The sequence below is a fragment of the Microbacterium testaceum StLB037 genome, from assembly GCF_008763945.1.
Lineage (GTDB): Bacteria > Actinomycetota > Actinomycetes > Actinomycetales > Microbacteriaceae > Microbacterium > Microbacterium testaceum_G.
Map to the genome: position 1 here is coordinate 489,510 of NZ_VTQH01000001.1, position 17,111 is coordinate 506,620.

Genomic DNA, 17,111 nt, shown 5'->3' on the forward strand with positions numbered 1-17,111 from the left:
CCGCGCGATGACCGTCGCCATCAACGGCCGTTTCCTCATCGACTCGTTCGGCGGCGTGCGCCGTTTCGCCACCGAACTCACCCACCACCTGGCGGCGGCACGCGATGACGTCGTCCTCCTGGTCCCCGCAGCGGCCGACACCTCGAGCGTCGCCGGTGTGCGCACCGAGACCGTGGGCCGGCTCGCCGGACCCGCGTGGGAGCAGCTCGAGCTGCCGCGATGGCTCCGCCGCAACGGCTCACCCCTGCTGCTGAACTTCGCGAACATCGCCCCGATGCTCTATCGGCGACAGATCACGGTGCTGCACGACATCGCCCCGGCCATCCGGCCGCAGGACTTCACCCTCCCCTTCCGCCTCCAGTGGCAGCTCGCCGTGCGCTACGGAATGCTGCGGCCGGGGCAGCGCCTCGTCACGGTGAGCCACGCCTCGCAGCGCGAGATCGCCGAGCGCTTCGGTGTGGACGTCTCGCGGATCGAGGTCGTCTACGAGGGCGCCGACAGCCTGCCCGTCCCGCCGCAGAAGGCTCCGGATGCCGGCTCCCCCACCCGCCTGGTCGCCTTCGGCCGTCACGGGGCGGCGAAGAACACGCGGGTCGTCCTCGACGCCCTCGCGCTGCTGCCCTCGGACACGGCCGTCGAGGTCGAGTTCGTGGGCAAGCTCGACCCCGAGCTCGAGCCCTACGCGGCGCAGAAGGGCATCGATCCGCAGCGCCTCGTGTGGAGCGGACCGGTGAGCGACGAAGAGCTCGCGGAGGCGTTCGCCCGGGCCGACGCCTTCGTGTGGCCCTCCCTGCACGAGGGCTTCGGGCTCCCCCCGCTCGAAGCGCAGCGCCTCGGAGCGCCGGTCCTCGCCTCCGATATCCCGATCAACCGCGAGATCCTCGGGGACTCCGCCCGCTACTTCCCGCCGACCCGGCCCGACGCTCTCGCCGCGCTCATGGCCGAGGTCGCGGCATCCTCCGTCCTTCGGGCCGACCTCTCGCGCGCCAGCCGCGTGAACGCCGAGCGGTTCACCTGGGATGCCACGACCTCCGCCTGGAACGGGATCATCGCCGCGCAGGCGCGCTGATTCCGCGCACCGCGGGCATCCCGGGCAGAATCGAAGACGTGAACATCGGCTTCGTCGTGACGACCCTGGGGCGCCTCGACCCCCTCCACGCCCTCCTGACGTCCCTGCAGGGCCAGCTGCAGCCCGGTGACCACGTGGTGCTGGTCGCGCAGGGGGCGCAGGACGAGGTCTCCGCCCTCGCCGCCGAGTTCGCCGAGAGGGGGTTCGCGGTCACCGCCGCCTCCTCGGGCCGTGGCGCTTCGCTGGGGCGCAACACCGGTGTCGCGGCACTTCCCGCGGGCGAGGCCGTCGTCACATTCCCCAACGACAACACCACCTACCCCGCGGGCACCGTCGAAGCGCTGCACGCCGCCGTCGACGACCCGTCGTTCCGGGCGGGCGGTTTCACGTCGTGGGACGAGCGGGGCCCGAAGACCACCCTCCCCGAACCCGGGACACCGCTGGACAAGTACAACGTCTGGTCGGTCATCGAGATGGGCATCTTGATGCGGCGCTCGCTCTTCGACGCCGTCGGCGGCTTCGACGAGAACATGGGCCCGGGCTCGGCGACGCCGTGGCAGGTCGCGGAGGGCACCGACCTGCTCCTGCGGGCTATGGCGCTCGAGCCGGGACTCGTCCGCGACTTCCGCTGGCTTCCCGCCGCCGTGCACGTGGATGGGATCTCGACCGGCTTCGGACTGAGCGACGCCGAGCGGCGTCGCAAGCTGCGCGCCTACGGGCGAGGCACCGGGCGCGCGTTCGCGACCCACGGCTACCCGCTCTGGTGGCGCGCCGCGTTCACCGTGGCGGGCCTGCTCTACGGTGTGCGCAACCCGAAGCCCATCACGCTCCTCGACGGGTGGCCGATGTTCCTCGGCCGACTGGAAGGCGCACTGGGCCGCACGTTCGGACAGTCCCGCATGGTGTCGACCACCCGCTGACGCGAAGGCACCCCCGGGCCCGGCAGGGCCCGCTGATAGGGTGAGGAAGTGTCAAAGAGAGTTCTGATCACCGGCGGCGCCGGCTTCATCGGGTCCCACCTGTCGGAGCGCCTCCTCGCCGAGGGCAACGAGGTCATCTGCGTCGACAACTTCTTCACGGGGTCGCGTCGTAACGTCGAGCACCTCTTCGGCAACCCGCACTTCGAGTTGATGCGCCACGACGTGACGTTCCCGCTCTACGTCGAGGTCGATCAGATCTACAACCTCGCGTGCCCCGCCTCGCCGGTGCACTACCAGCACGACCCGGTGCAGACCACCAAGACCAGCGTGATGGGCGCCATCAACATGCTGGGCCTGGCGAAGCGACTGCGCGTACCGATCCTGCAGGCCTCCACCTCCGAGGTCTACGGCGACCCCGCCGTCCACCCGCAGACCGAGGACTACTGGGGCAACGTCAACCCCATCGGCACCCGCTCCTGCTACGACGAGGGCAAGCGCGCCGCCGAGACGCTGTTCTTCGACTATCGGCGCCAGCACGACCTGTCGATCAAGGTCATCCGCATCTTCAACACCTACGGCCCGCGCATGCACCCCAACGACGGCCGCGTCGTGTCGAACTTCATCGTGCAGGCGCTGCGCGGCGAACCCATCACCATCTACGGCGACGGTTCGCAGACCCGCTCCTTCTGCTTCGTCGACGATCTGGTCGACGGCATGGTGCGCCTCATGAACACCGGGCACGAGGTCACGGGCCCCATCAACGTCGGCAACCCCGGCGAGTTCACGATGCTGGAGCTTGCCAACGCCGTCCTCGATATCACGGGCAGCTCGTCGCAGATCGAGCACCGCCCGCTCCCCCAGGACGACCCCAAGCAGCGCCAGCCCAACATCGACCTCGCCCGTCGCGAACTCGGTTGGGAGCCGACGATCGCGCTGCGCGCCGGTCTCGAGCGGACGGTGGAGTACTTCCACGGGGTTCTCGCCTCGCCGACGGCGTAGTTCATGGCTCCGCCCGTCGCGGTTCGCCCGAAATGATCCGCTTCCGCTCGCGCACGAGTTGAGGGCAAACGCATCTGACTCGGTCGCCTGTACCCAACTGTTGTGGCGATAGGAGGGTGAGAAACCCCGACCTCGACTACAGTGCGGCGCCGCCGCAGGCTTCATTGTGCGATACAGCAAGTGGGCGACAGCGGAGTTTTTGAATCCGAGGCAGCGCCTGCGGCGACCTCGGCGGAGTTACGATTGCAATTATTGCGCGCAGCTGCGGATGCGTGCCAGCGAGGGCGGGGCTTCGAAAATCCGCGGGTGGGCTGAGTCATGTGCGGACAGCCGAGCGGAGCTCCTTCGAATTCGGCACGAATGTGTCGCCCCGCATCGCCGTATCGCGGAAGCTCGACCACAGCGAAGTGATCAGGCAATCATGGGGCCCGCCGTCGACTCGGGCCATTTATACCCACCGAGACTGTTTTCCTCGCCCGGCATATTCAGTGAACCACTGAACGAATGCCGCGCGCACTCGCCTCAGTGCGAGGAGCCGTGGCATCGCACCTCACGAGCCCACGCAGTCACCTCTCGCAGGCAACGCCATCGCCGTCGCGATCGAGATGACTACCGTAGCCGGGCTGTCCCCGGTATAGCGGCGCTGCCCCTGCTGCGCGAACCTCCGTGCAGTTGGCGTAGTACGGCGCGGGGGTTCCCGTCGAGGGACCGTTACCAGGAACCCACGTCGTGATCCAATAGGGGGACGGCGCAGTCACCTCGATTTGATACGGCCCGGGAATTTGATATCCGGACGGGACGGCGAGCGTCGACACGCAATGCACCCCCGTCGAGAGGGAAATGCCGAAGCCCCCCTCAGCCCACCGGTTTGCCGCGGTGGTGTTCTGCCACACGCCCCGCCCCTGCTCGGCGCAGGATCCCTCTCGAATGTATGCGGTGACACCGTTAATTGGGGTGCCGCTGCTGTTCTTCGCCACCAGCGCACCGGTGACCATGACCGGGCCGGGAACCCACACGGTGACCCAGTTGGCAAAGCGTGCCTCCATGGTGAAGGTCACGTCGGCCGGGACAGAATACGGCGATGGCACTGCGAGTGTTTTGATGCAGTAGGTGCCCTGCTCGAGCCCGATGCCGAACGCGCCGTAGGCGTCGGGTCGGTCAGTGGTCGTCGTACGCCACACGGCCTGACCGTCACAGTTGTTCTTGCGGATCTCGACCGTCACGCCGGGAAGGAGCTCAGATGAGGGGCCCTTGATGGAGACGGCGCCGGTACCAAGTGGTTTGGGGCCGGGTGCGGGTGCGGTACTCGGCTCCGGGATAAAGACGGTGTGCGACTGGATTACGCCTTCGGTGTATCCCGGCTCCTTCCCGACTACGAGCACGGAGATCGACTTGCCAATGTCGGCGGGCTGCACCGTGTACTCCGCTGGCGATGCGCTCCGGGAGAAGAGAATCATCTGACCGTTTCTGCGCCACTCGAAATAGTAGGAGTCAGGCTCTGGTGACCATCCGCTTGTCGTCGCCGTGAGCGTTCCGCCGACCACAGGGTCACCTTCGACCACAACAGTCCCGACAGTCATCGGAGGTCCAGGAGGAACTTTGACATCGAAGCTGGTTCTGCTGACGACCTCATAACCCGGGCGGGTCGTCGTGGCCTGGAGCGAGATGCGACTGCCGCCATCGGCGAACTGAACTACGTACGTCTCACCCGTAGCGCCCTCGATGGGTATTCCGTCTCTCAACCACTGCCACCGGAATGTTGGCGTCGGCGACCACTGCGGACCGAAGGTCGGGTCGATCCACCGTGCGTTGAGTCGAGTTCCGACGCTGGCGTCGAAGATCTCTTCACCATTGTCGGAGAAGATCATAGGGTCATCGGTGAAATGCCATTTCGCTGGGCCGCCTATGCCGAAACCGAGCTCGTAGTAGCCCGTCCAAGCGGAGTTGCGCCCGTCCGACACTGTCACCCTGGTGGACGACACCGTGCCCGTTCCCCAATCCGCTGTGATTGGAAACTCCACCGTCTCACTGACGCTCGCCTGCCCCGGCGCGAAGGTGAACTTCAGCTCGTGAGACTTATTGAGCGGATCGGTCAGATAGATGAGAAGTTCAGTCACCCCGTTGCCGCCCTCGTCGTGAGCGGTGAACGCGACCTGAACGACGTCGCCGGGTTCGAACGGGCCGGGGTTGATCAGAGAAACAGACTCGAGCACAGGACGGATTGTGTCCTGGGCGGCCTCCGCGCTGGCGGCCGGAATCACCGCCGTCAGAATCGCAATCGTTGCGATCGTCGCGACGAACACCGACTTGATCTTGCGCATCGCGCACCCCCACAGAAAGTTACAATTTCTACCGTAGCGGGTCCGCTCGAAGCGCTACGGGCTTCTGCCTCCAGCGCCATGTCGGCCGGGGGCAACAAAGTAGCCAAGCGCTACCGAGCGTCCTTATCGGGAACAAGCTCGTCCTGGGTCTCCCTGCCAGGAGCGCCACCCGACCAGCGTCTTGGGCTGAAGCATCGCGTGGTCTGTACGCCGCAACCACTACATGCACCGATGCCTGCCTCGCTAAATCGCACCGACCCTCACCCCAATCATCGACGGCTTGCTCCACCCGCGGAACCCTCGCACGACGCGCATCTGGCCCGGCCTGATATGACACGATGAAGAGCGACGACAACTGCTCCCCGCGCTCGCCGAAGTGGAACTCGCACCCGGAGCCCTGTACTGAACCAGCGGAGTGAGATCTTGCCCGAACGCGTACTAATAACCGGAGGAGCCGGATTCATCGGCGGCCGACTCGCCGTGCGCCTGCACCGCGAGGGGCACGATGTGAGGGTTCTGGACAATCTCATTCCCCAGGTCCATGGACCGGACCCCGAGCGGAACTCTCCCCTTCTCGGCACAGTGCGTGGGGTCGCTGAGGTGCGACGCGGATCGGTGACGTCTCTGACAGATCTCCGAAGCGCCATCTCTGACATCGATATCGTCGTGCATCTCGCTGCCGAGACGGGTACCGGGCAGTCGATGTACGAGATCGATCGATACGTCGAAACGAACGTGGGTGGCACCGCAAAGCTCATGGATCTGTTGACGAACGAGTCCCATGAGGTTCGACGGGTAGTGGTCGCGTCGTCGCGAGCCGTCTACGGCGAGGGTGCGTACCGCTCTCGCACAGGCCGTGTCGTCTACCCCCCGCATCGAGACGAGCACTCGATGGCCGCGGGGGTCTTCGACGTTCTCGATGAGAACGATGAGGTGCTCGTCAGCATCCCTACGGCCGAGGACGCTCTCCTCCAACCCTCGTCGGTGTACGGCATCACCAAGCAGGTACAGGAATCCCTCGTAATGACCGTCGCCGCGTCAATCGGCGTGGATGCGGTCGCGCTTCGCTACCAGAACGTCTACGGTCCCGGTCAGTCCCTGCAAAACCCGTACACGGGCATTCTCTCCATCTTCAGCACCCTGATTCGGCGCGCGGAAGCCATAGACATCTTCGAGGACGGTGAGGAGAGTCGCGACTTCGTCTACATTGACGACGTCGTCGAGGCGACCCTGCGTGCCATGAGCCGCCCGGAGGCCGTCGGTCAGATCCTCAACGTGGGGTCTGGCGTCGCCACAACGGTCAACGAGGTCGTCGAGACCCTGATGCGACATTTTGGGGAGACAGTCCCCTCGCGGGTCACCGGACGCTTTCGCGTCGGCGACATCCGGCACAACGTTGCCGATACCGCCCGACTCTCGGCCGCGCTCGACTTCACGCCCGCTGTGTCCTTCGACGAAGGCGTGCGCCAATTCGTGGACTGGGCCCGGACCGAGCCAGTCAGCTCCGCCGCTTATCAACGTTCGCTAGAGGAGATGACTGCTCGGAGCCTCCTCAAATGAGGACATTCGGTGGCACGCGCCAATGGGAGGCCTTCATCGAACGCCTCCGGCGACATCGCCTCCTTGGCCGTGTCGCGCGGCAGGTCGATCGAACCTGGTGGGCTTGGGTCATCCTCCGTGCCCGCGTCGTCGACACTGCCTACGTGAGTGCGCAACTCGGACGCAGGGTTGGCGTCGTCGGCGCGGTAGTTCGATACGTCGCGCGCGGATACGGCCGGGGGCTCCGTCTGAACCCACTGTTCGTGGACACCTCCGTCGGCGATCACCTCCCCGATGCACATCGGGTTCCCGCGTTGTACGCCTACCTCATTGCCGACCCGCGCCGTCTGACGATCAGCCCTGTATGGGACGCTGCGGGATATCTGGAGAGGCATCCGGCTCGCGCGGCTGAGCGCGGCGGGGCCGTGGGCGCCGCCTGGCGCCGCAGGAACATCGAATCTCTTCCCATCGATCCACCCGCCGGCCCTCCTGTGCCGTGGTCGCACCTTCATTCGCGGGTATTAGACGCCACGTCACGTGCCCGCCGGGGCCAGACCGACGCGGAAAGCTGGAACCGTAGCGGTCGTTATGTCGGAGTCGAATACTTCCTCATCCTCGACGCGGACGAATGGGATTTCGACGAGTCGATCGCCCTCGCGGCAGAGCTGGCGGGAGAACCGGACTCGGGAGTCACAATCGTGCAACGCGGCGGTCGCGTAGAGGATTGGGCGCAGACCGTCCTACTCGCGGAGGCCACGTACAACATCCGCGCGATCCGCACGAGTGGATCCACGCCGGCCTCGGAGTCCATCGATCTCGCCGATGGATGCCACGCCGAAGTAGTGGTGTGGCGTGGACCCAACGTCGACGCCACCGCCGACACCCTGCGAGGGCTCGCCGCGACCGCAAGCCGCGGTGCCGTCGTCGGCCCCCTCTGGCTGGATGGGGACGGCACCATCGCCGCGGCAGGTGCAGCCTCAGAGGGACGGCTGCTAGCCGGACACCCTCGGGAGGACGCGGACGAGCTGCCCGGCGCACCCGATACGGCTCCTCCGGCGATAGCCGGAGCGACATTCGCCGCCCCCCGCACCCTCGCCACGTTCTCGCGGGTGGACAGCGCTGATCACGCCGCCTGGGCCTCGCTCGACGCACGTCTCCGGGGCATACCGGTCTCCGTCCGAACCGATGTGAGCGTGAGAACCCGGTCGGTCGCTCCCCTGCCCGACCTTCCCGCGGGTCTCGACGGGGCGAAGGACCTTATCTCAGCCGCGGGCTGGACTGCGGTCGCTGACGGGCCGATGCCTCGCCTGCGCCGCCGACTCGAAAACGTCACCTTGGAGGACGGGATGGTCGTGCCCTCGCTGCGCTGGGCACTGCGCACCGCAGCTCCCGTAGGGCCACGCGGCGAATGGTGGGGCGATGTGCACTTCGCGCGAGCGCTGGCGGATGCTCTTCGCAAACTCGGCCAGAACGTGGTCGTCGACGCCTATCCCGCCCGGAATCGGAGCACCCGTCATCTCGACGACGTGACGGTGGCGCTGCGCGGGCCAGAACCGATCGATCCTAGTCCGTATGGGCTCTCCGTCCTGTGGATCATCAGTCATCCCGACGACATCGACCTCCGCGCCCTAAGCGGTTTCGGGCTGATATACGCCGCTTCCACCCCGTGGGCCGCCCGCGCCACCGCCGAATCCGGCCGACTGATTTCCCCGTTGCTCCAATGCACCGACCCCTCGCGCTTCCGTCCGTCAGGACGAGCCCGCACCTCGGACATCGTCTTCGTTGGCACGGCCCGAGGCATCCATCGCCCCTCCATCGTCGAACCGGTCCGCGCCGGTATTCCCGTCCGCGTCTACGGCCCTGATTGGCGGGGGTGGATTCCCGCTTCCTCCATCGCAGGCACGGGAGTCCCGAATGCAGACCTACCGGGGCTGTACGAGAGCGCGTCGGTCGTCTTGAACGATCACTGGCCCTCCATGCAGCGCCACGGGTTCATCGCCAACCGTCCCTACGACGTCGTCGCGGCCGGCGGACGCGTGATCAGCGACGAGGTGACCGGCATCTCCGAGGTTTTCCAAGGCGCCGTCGCCACGTATCGGACCACTGACGAGCTTCTCGATTTGCTGCGCGGCGACCTTGACGATGCCTTTCCCACGCCCGAGCACCTGGCCGACGTCTCGCGAACCATTCGCGAGCGGGATTCCTTCCTCGCACGCGCCCGGACCCTCCTGCACGACGTGACGGCGACTCTCGGCTGAGAACCCCGGACGGGCGGCATGACTCGCGTATGACACGATGAGTCGTGTGAAGGGCATCATTCTCGCCGGCGGTTCCGGTACCCGACTTCATCCGATCACACTGGGCGTCTCGAAGCAGCTGATCCCCGTGTACGACAAGCCGATGGTGTACTACCCGCTGTCCACCCTCATGCTCGCCGGCATCCGTGACATCCTGGTGATCACGACCCCCCACGATGCCCCGTTCTTCCATCGTCTGCTGGGTGACGGGTCGCAGTTTGGAATCGACCTCTCGTTCGCAGAGCAGCCCTCGCCCGATGGGTTGGCGCAGGCGTTCACCATCGGCGCCGACTTCATCGGAGACGACAGTGTCGCTCTCGTCCTGGGCGACAACCTGCTCTACGGCCCGGGACTCGGCTCGCAGCTCAAGCGGCACAACGACGTCGACGGCGGGGCGGTCTTTGCGTACTGGGTGGCGGAGCCCGAGGCCTACGGTGTTGTCGAGTTCGACCGGCACGGACGGGCAGTCTCCCTCGAAGAGAAACCCACCCATCCGAAGAGCAACTACGCGGTCCCCGGACTGTACTTCTACGACAAGGACGTCGTGGAGATCGCGAGAGGCCTGCGCCCTTCGGCACGCGGCGAGTACGAGATCACAGACGTGAACGCGGAATATCTCCGACGTGGAAAACTGCAGGTCGAAGTGCTTCCCAGGGGCACGGCATGGCTGGACACGGGGACCTTCGACCAGATGACGGATGCCGCCGACTACGTGCGCACCATCGAGCGTCGGACCGGGTTGCGCATCGGCGTCCCGGAGGAGGTGGCGTGGCGACAGGGGTTCCTGAGTGATGAAGCCCTGCGCGATCGGGCGAACCGGCTCGTGAAATCCGGTTACGGAACGTACCTTTTCGAAGTTCTTGAAAGAGGACGCGGATGACCCATCTGCTCGTGACCGGCGGAGCCGGTTTCATCGGCTCCAACTTCGTGCATCACGTCGTGGCGAACACCGACGACACGGTGACGGTGCTCGACAAGCTCACCTACGCGGGCAATCGTGCGTCTCTGGCGGGCCTGCCCGAGGACCGCGTGCGCCTGGTGGTGGGCGATATCGCGGAGGCCTCCGTCGTCGACCCCCTGATGGCCGAGGCCGACGCCGTCGTTCACTACGCGGCGGAATCCCACAACGACAACTCGCTGCACGACCCCCGCCCGTTCCTGGACACGAACATCATCGGCACGTACACGCTGCTCGAGTCGGCGCGCCGGCACGACGTCCGCTTCCACCACATCTCCACCGACGAGGTGTACGGCGATCTCGAGTTGAACGACCCGGCGCGATTCACCGAACAGACGCCATACAACCCCTCGTCCCCGTATTCGTCCACCAAAGCCGGATCGGACCTTCTCGTGCGCGCCTGGGTTCGTTCCTTCGGCGTCCGAGCGACCATCAGCAACTGCTCGAACAACTACGGGCCCTACCAGCACGTGGAGAAGTTCATCCCGCGCCAGATCACCAACGTTCTGCGCGGCGAACGGCCCAAGCTGTACGGCGCCGGTCAGAACGTCCGAGATTGGATTCATGCAGATGACCACTCCTCCGCGGTCCTCGCGATCCTCGCGAAGGGCGAGATCGGCGAGACCTACCTCATCGGAGCGGACGGCGAGAAGAGTAACAGGGACGTCGTTGAACTCATCCTGGAGCTGACAGGGCAGCCCGCCGACGCCTACGATCTGGTCGCGGACCGCCCCGGGCACGACATGCGGTACGCCATCGATTCGAGCAAGCTCAGATCATCGCTCGGATGGTCGCCCTCCTACGCCGACTTCACCGCCGGCCTCGCAGCGACGATCGAGTGGTATCGGGCCAACGAGTCTTGGTGGGCTCCCGCCAAAGACGGCGTCGAAGCCTTCTACGCTAGCAAGGGTCAGTGAGGACGAAGCTTCATGCAATTCGGTAAGGCTCTTGCCTCGCACACCACATCGATCCCGGGTCTGCTGGTGATCGATCTCCCGGTTCACGGCGATGATCGCGGTTGGTTCAAAGAGAACTGGCAGCGGCAGAAGATGACGGCCGCAGACATCGGTCTGCCCGATTTCGCTCCGGTGCAGAACAACATTTCCTTCAACGACGAAGTGGGCACCACGCGGGGGATCCACGCGGAGCCGTGGGACAAATTGGTATCGGTGGCGAGCGGACGCATCTTCGGCGCGTGGGTCGACCTGCGCGAGGGCGAAAGCTTCGGCTCCGTCTTCAGTGCGGAGATCGATCCGTCCACCGCAATCTTCGTGCCGCGAGGAGTGGGGAACTCCTATCAGACGCTCGAGGCCGACACGGCGTACTCCTACCTGGTCAACGACCATTGGGCACACGACGCGACCTACACCTTCCTGAACCTCGCGGATGAGACCGTCGCGATCGATTGGCCGATCCCCCTGGACCGGGTGCCGATCAGTCAGAAGGACAGAGTCCACCCGCGGCTGGCCGATGTTGTGCCCATGCCCCCGAAGAAGATCCTCGTCGTCGGCGCGGACGGCCAGCTCGGGCGAGCCCTCGAGGCCGAATTCGGACGTCATTCGTGGATCGAGTACGCGGGACGTGACGCGTTCGATCTCTCCTCGGACGACATGACCTCCTCACGCCGATGGCGCGACTACACCGCGATCGTGAACGCTGCGGGCTTCACGGACGTCGACGGGGCTGAGACGCACGACGGGCGCGCCGAAGCGTGGGCCACCAATGTCAGCGCACTGTCCGCCCTCGCCCGTGTCGCCGTCACGAATGACCTTCTGCTCGTGCATGTCTCCAGCGACTATGTCTTCGACGGCCGGAAGCCGGATGCCTACACGGAAACGGACCGGCTCAGTCCTCTGGGCGTCTACGGACAGACCAAGGCAGCGGGCGAAGCGGTCGCCTCGGTCGTGCCGCGCCACTACATCCTGCGAACGAGCTGGCTGATCGGGGATGGTGCCAATTTCGTGAAGACGATGGTGCACCTGGCTCAGACGGGAGCGGCTCCGACGGTCGTGGACGATCAGGTGGGCTCTCTGACCTTCGCCCGAGATCTCGCCAAGGTGGTGAAAGAGCTGCTCGAGACCCGCGCCCCGTACGGGATCTACAACTTCGTGGGTCGAGAGGGAGCCAAATCGTGGTTCGGGTGGGCGCAGGACGTCTTCGCCGCGCTCGGTCACGACCCCGCTCGTGTCGCCCCCATCGGAACCGCGTCCTATTCGAAGAAGCACGGTGGCGAAATCGCCCCGCGACCCGCGAACAGCATCCTCTCCACGCAGAAGATCGAAGCGACTCTGAAAGGGCTCACGCCGACCGCGTCGCTCGCGGACTACCTCGAGAGCATCAACTCGGTAAGGTAACGCCTTCCTGGTGCGTCGCCTCCGGGTGGGACCCGCACCCGATCTATCATCAGGGTGTGTCCCGTACTCTCCCGTCCCTGCTCACCGGCGCGATCATCGTCATCGCTCTGAGCGGCTGCGCCCAGCAAGCTCCCTCGACGAGCGGAATGGGCTCGGAGAGCGCGCGGCCGTCCGCTACATCGCCGGCTCCGACGGCGACTCCGTCACCCACCCCTTCGGCTTCGGCGTCACCCACGGTGGCACCGAGCCGCAACTCTGAACCCGCCGACGATCCCTTCCCCACGTCGGCACTCGCGGACGTGTGCGTCACGGGCGTGCTCGAATCGGGCGCACCGACCGCTCGTACCGATATCGGCGCAGCCGAACGGGCACAGGAGGCGAACGGATTGTGGGCCGTCGCAGTGCCCGGAGTGACCGATGCGGGGGCCGACGTCCTCTTCCTCTGCACCGTGTCGGGTACCGCGGACGCCTTCCAGCTCGAGCTCCGCGCTCAGATTGACGGTCGACTCGATACGTCCTGGCAGTCGCGGCTGGGTGATCTCGAAGCGGGCCGGATCTGACGCTACCGGTTCGAACGATCCTGATGCAGGATCTCCCGCACGCGCGTCGCGTCACCCCACACAGCGGGTGAATCGTAGGGGCGGTCCGGGAAAGCGCCGTAATCCAGCCGAATGGGCAGCGCGTTGTCCGCGATGAAACTCTCCACCTGGTCGGCGAGAGCGACCGGTACCCCGCTGCAGCAATTGATCACGCCCGTGGCCCCGGCGGTCAGGGCGACGGCCGAGATCTGATCGGCCAGTGCGCGGACATCGATGAAGTCGTACCGATTCCGCCCCGTGGTGAATGGAATCGACTCCTTCCCCTCATCCACCGCATCGAGCAGACGCGCGAAGATCGATTTGTTGCGGCGATCGTCACCATGGATGTAGAAGCAACGGACCCAGCTCAGCTCGGCCCGCTCCCAGGACTCCGAGGAGAGCATCAGGGACCGTCGAAGCGCGTCCTTGGCGATACCGTACTGAGAACGCGGCGCCGTCGGGGTCTCGGCGGTGATCGCGCCCTCCCAGTACCCGACCTCATGCATCGTGCCCAGCACGACGACTCGGTCCACGAGATGAGCCACCGTCTCGATGAAACGCACGTGGGCCGACAGGTTACCCATGTGAGTGGGGGCGCTGTGCTGGAAGCCGTCCTGCCACGCCAGATGGATGAGCCGACTCGACGTCTCGCCCACGATGGATGCGACGTCGGTCGACGGATCGAGGACGTCGGCGATCACGGTCGTGGCACGCGGATCGACGTCCGCGCCCGCCTGACGAACGACAGCCCGGACGGCGTGCCCCCGATCGAGGAGGTCTGTCACGACGTGTCGCCCGACGTACCCGCCCGCCCCGGTCACGACCACCGTCTCGCGGCGTGGGACTTCACTGGTCATCGGCTCTCCTCTGTCTCGTTCGTGCGTGGACGACCCCCTCGGGGCATCTCGTCCTCAGCTGTCCCCACCACCTCGGATGAGCCGACGCTTCATGCGTCGCCATCGCCTTCCGAGCGGTGATCGCGCTTCCAGCTCTTCCGCGACGATCCTCCTGACCTCGTCGCGCACGATGGTCCGCATCTGCTCCGACAGTCGTTCGACGGTCTGCCTCTGAAGATGGGCGAGGTAGAGGGGCAGCCCCGTGCCGTTCTGCTGCACCCACGACGTGAGTTCTCGGTCCCGCACGGTCAGATCGTCGCGGATGTGCTCGTGCTGCAGCCCCAGTGTCGAGTTGGCCTCCGACTGAGTCGCCCCGGGACGATGCACCCAGTAGGCGAGTGGCGGCCCGCTGATGAACCCGATGGGGAAACGGGGTAGCACCCGCAGGTAGAAGTCCCAGTCCTCGACCGCGTCGAGGCTCTCGTCGTACCACCCCACGGCATCGTGGACGCTCCGACGGTAGAGGAACGAGATGGGTACGGCGCGATTGATCTCGAGGAGCTCGGTGAGGGAGACACGCTCCATTCCCGACCAGAACGGAACGCGATCGATCTCGCGCCAGGCCGACCCGTCTCGTTCCTCGAGAACGATGGCGGTGCTCGTCATCACGCCCGCGCACCCGGTGTCGGCATCCAATCGCTCCACCGTCCGCAACAGGAATTCGGGGTGCCAGCGGTCGTCGTCGTCGTGCAGGACGACGTACTCCCCCCTCGATTCCCGGATGCCGAGGTTCGCCGCTCGGCACCGCCCGCGAGGCTCGACCGTGTCGACGACGCGAACGGTGTTCACACCGGACCGGGCGGCGATGTCCCGCAGATGCTCGCCGCCGTCACCGTCGTTGACCAGGACGACCTCAAGATCGGTGAACTTCTGCGCCGCCACATCGTCCAGTGCGCGCTGCACGAAGTCGGGCCTGTTCCGGGTACGGATGACGACAGAGACACGAACCGGCACCGCACCAGCCTAAATGACGCGTCGGACCGCCGCCGGACCATCCCCGCTCGCGATCCGGGGTGATCTCACGGCGTTCGCACCTGCACGCACTCGGGTTTGGTGTCCGCGCCCGAATTGCGGTTCACCGCGTAGGCGCACACCCAGTGCGTCCCCGCAGCCACCGGCACCTCGCCGTAGTACCCGCGGGTCTGACCGGCAGAGGGGTAGGTGTCCGCGAGCGGGGCGTATCCGAGGTTCGCCGGCCAACGGAACCACTGCGAATCGACCTGGACGATCACATCCGTCGTCGCGTCGAGGGCGTCGGGATCGAAGGCGTAACCCCACACCGCCAGCCCCTTGCCTGCCGGGTAGGCGCCCATCATGCGGGTGACCGGTGACTGGTCGGCAGGCTGCGGGACCTGCACCTGACGACAATCCGCGGCGGGGTCCGCCCCGTCGTTGGCGTTCAGGTAGTAGATGCAGATCCAATGAGTGCCGGGGGTGGTGGGGACGCTTCCGGCATAACCGTGGTCCGCCCCGGCATCGGGGAACGTGGCGAGCGAGTCGCGGTTCGGCTTGTCGGCCGACCAGCGGTACCACTGGGAGTCGACCTGAACGATCACGGGAACGGCCGCCGCGGCTGCGTCGGGATCCACGACCCATCCGGACACGTTGATCACGCGGCCGTCGGTGGTGACGCTCTGGACCGCGCCCTGCGGCGAGACGTCCGCGATCGAGGGGACCTTGACGTCACGGCAACCGAACGGGACATTCGTCCCGGCGTTCTTGTTGATCATCGTAAGGCAGATGGTGTGCGCGCCCGCCGGGATCGGAAGGACAGCTCCGAAGCCATGCTGGTAGTTCGCGCCGGCGACGAGCTCCGGTCCGAGAGCGTAGGGCTGATTCGCCGTCACGACGTACCAGGTCTTGTCGACCAGGACGTGCAAATCCACACTCGCGTCGACCGCGTCGGGATCGATCGCCCACCCCCAGAAGTGGATTCCGCGAACCGTCGTCCAGAGGTCCTTGAGCTCCCCGCGAGGTGAGACGCGAGCAGGGAAGTCGACGGCACGGCATCCCAGAGACTGATCTGTTCCCGTGTTCTGGTTCACCGCCGTCACGCAGACGTTCTGCGTCGACCCCGGCGGGCCGGGAATGAGGCCCCTGAACCCGTGATTCGGGCCCGCCCCCGGGAAGTTGTCGGCGACCGGTTGATACGGCTGATCGGCCGTCAGGTAGGACGTGCTCCCTCCGACGTCGATCTTGATCTGCAGTGCCGAGGTGAGCGCATCCCCGTCCACGGCCCAGCCACCGATCCAGACTCCGTCTTCGGTCGCGCTCATCTCGGTGAGGACGCCCACCGGAGACTTGACGTTCTTGGTGGGATCACCGAACCAGTCGGTCCACATCCGCCAGAAATTGCGATTGCCGTACGCCGAGCAGCGATCGCCCTCACCGTAGAGGTTCCGCATGGCGGCGTCGTTGGGGGTGTACGGGGTGTAGATGTACAGACCGGCGGTCGCCTGGTTCTGGATGAAGACGGCTTTCGTGCCGCAGTTGCGCGCGGGATCCGGGTGGTAGTTGATGTTGTTCACCCGACCGGCGACATAATTCCATCCGCCGGTCGTCGCCGTGACGCGATAGATCTGGAACTGCCGGGCGCCGTAGTACAGCTGCGAGAAGAAGCCCGCGAACGCGGGGTCGCAGGGCGCCGTATCCGGACATGATTGGCCGAGCGCGTGGTCCAGCGCGTACTGCGACGGGTTCGACGACGTGATGAGGCCCTGCTCCTTCTGGAGCATCACGAGGAGCGTCCGCTGGCTGATGCTGCAGGCAGCGCCGACCCTCGCGATCATGCTCGCGGCGGTTTCCTGGGTCCGGCCGTCCATCGCCTTGCAGTACCGTGAAGCGGCCATCGAAGGGGTGTTGCCCTTCAGCGCGGCGACGCAGTTCGCCTTCTGTCCGCATCGGTTGTTCGCATCGAGGAACGATTGAACCTCGGACGCGGACATCGCCGACCCGTCGTAGAAATTCTCGTCGGTGATGATCAGCCCCGGGTCGAACCTCGACGCGTCGGCCGCCGCAGCGGGCTGCGAATCGAGAAGGCCCGTCGCGGGGAGCCCCGCACCGAGAATCAACGCGGCGAAAGCCACCACCGCGAACAGCCGGCGGAGGATCGGCGATGGTTCACGCATGGAGGGGCCTCTCTGACACGGGCGCCCGCCGTACCCGCACGCCATCGCGTTA

Annotated in this window: 13 protein-coding genes; 9 read left to right on the forward strand and 4 right to left on the reverse strand. The window is 66.1% G+C overall.

Features of this window, described 5'->3' with window-relative positions; genetic code table 11:
• Positions 1-7 precede the first annotated feature (7 nt).
• From F9B98_RS02335 to F9B98_RS02345, 3 genes are read left to right on the forward strand one after another with little or no spacing between them, the layout of a single operon-like run.
• Positions 8-1,069 (forward strand): glycosyltransferase family 4 protein, encoded by a 1,062-nt coding sequence (locus F9B98_RS02335; RefSeq protein WP_191966634.1) that lies wholly within the window; start codon positions 8-10, stop codon positions 1,067-1,069.
• A gap of 38 nt (positions 1,070-1,107) precedes the next feature.
• Positions 1,108-1,989, forward strand: coding sequence for a glycosyltransferase family 2 protein (locus F9B98_RS02340; protein WP_150952317.1), 882 nt, complete (start codon positions 1,108-1,110; stop codon positions 1,987-1,989).
• A gap of 48 nt (positions 1,990-2,037) precedes the next feature.
• Positions 2,038-2,988, forward strand: a complete 951-nt coding sequence (locus F9B98_RS02345; RefSeq protein ID WP_150952320.1) for a UDP-glucuronic acid decarboxylase family protein — start codon at positions 2,038-2,040, stop codon at positions 2,986-2,988.
• A gap of 566 nt (positions 2,989-3,554) precedes the next feature.
• On the opposite strand, the gene F9B98_RS16060 is transcribed toward F9B98_RS02345, so the two are convergent.
• Positions 3,555-5,309, reverse strand: coding sequence for an excalibur calcium-binding domain-containing protein (locus F9B98_RS16060; RefSeq protein WP_225310192.1), 1,755 nt, complete (start codon positions 5,307-5,309; stop codon positions 3,555-3,557).
• Positions 5,310-5,732: 423 nt separating this feature from the next.
• On the opposite strand from F9B98_RS16060, the gene F9B98_RS02355 reads away from it, so the two are divergent.
• From F9B98_RS02355 to F9B98_RS02380, 6 genes are all read left to right on the forward strand, one after another.
• Positions 5,733-6,869: an NAD-dependent epimerase/dehydratase family protein gene (locus tag F9B98_RS02355; RefSeq protein ID WP_191966635.1), complete on the forward strand. Its 1,137-nt coding sequence runs from the start codon at positions 5,733-5,735 to the stop codon at positions 6,867-6,869.
• Between the two features lie 242 nt (positions 6,870-7,111).
• Positions 7,112-9,106: a hypothetical protein gene (locus tag F9B98_RS02360; protein WP_150952326.1), complete on the forward strand. Its 1,995-nt coding sequence runs from the start codon at positions 7,112-7,114 to the stop codon at positions 9,104-9,106.
• Between the two features lie 46 nt (positions 9,107-9,152).
• Positions 9,153-10,025 carry a glucose-1-phosphate thymidylyltransferase RfbA gene (gene rfbA / locus F9B98_RS02365; protein ID WP_150952329.1) on the forward strand — a complete coding sequence of 291 codons (873 nt, stop codon included), beginning with the start codon at positions 9,153-9,155 and terminating at the stop codon, positions 10,023-10,025.
• Entirely contained in the window at positions 10,022-11,020 is a 999-nt protein-coding gene (rfbB, locus tag F9B98_RS02370; protein ID WP_150952332.1) for a dTDP-glucose 4,6-dehydratase, read from the forward strand. The genes rfbA and rfbB overlap by 4 nt, the downstream gene beginning before the upstream one ends.
• Positions 11,021-11,032: 12 nt before the next feature.
• Positions 11,033-12,457 (forward strand): dTDP-4-dehydrorhamnose reductase, encoded by a 1,425-nt coding sequence (gene rfbD / locus F9B98_RS02375; RefSeq protein WP_150952335.1) that lies wholly within the window; start codon positions 11,033-11,035, stop codon positions 12,455-12,457.
• 236 nt (positions 12,458-12,693) lie between these two features.
• A complete protein-coding gene (locus F9B98_RS02380; RefSeq protein ID WP_150952338.1) occupies positions 12,694-13,017 on the forward strand; it encodes a hypothetical protein in 324 nt (107 codons plus the stop codon).
• A 2-nt stretch (positions 13,018-13,019) separates the two neighbouring features.
• Here F9B98_RS02380 and F9B98_RS02385 read toward each other — a convergent pair whose 3' ends face one another.
• From F9B98_RS02385 to F9B98_RS02395, 3 genes are all read right to left on the reverse strand, one after another.
• Positions 13,020-13,892, reverse strand: coding sequence for an NAD-dependent epimerase/dehydratase family protein (locus F9B98_RS02385; RefSeq protein ID WP_150952341.1), 873 nt, complete (start codon positions 13,890-13,892; stop codon positions 13,020-13,022).
• A gap of 54 nt (positions 13,893-13,946) precedes the next feature.
• Complete coding sequence (locus F9B98_RS02390; RefSeq protein WP_150952344.1) at positions 13,947-14,885, reverse strand: glycosyltransferase family 2 protein; 939 nt, start codon at positions 14,883-14,885, stop codon at positions 13,947-13,949.
• A gap of 65 nt (positions 14,886-14,950) precedes the next feature.
• On the reverse strand, positions 14,951-17,059 hold the full coding sequence (locus F9B98_RS02395) for a hypothetical protein (protein ID WP_150952347.1): 2,109 nt from the start codon (positions 17,057-17,059) through the stop codon (positions 14,951-14,953).
• Positions 17,060-17,111 lie beyond the last annotated feature (52 nt).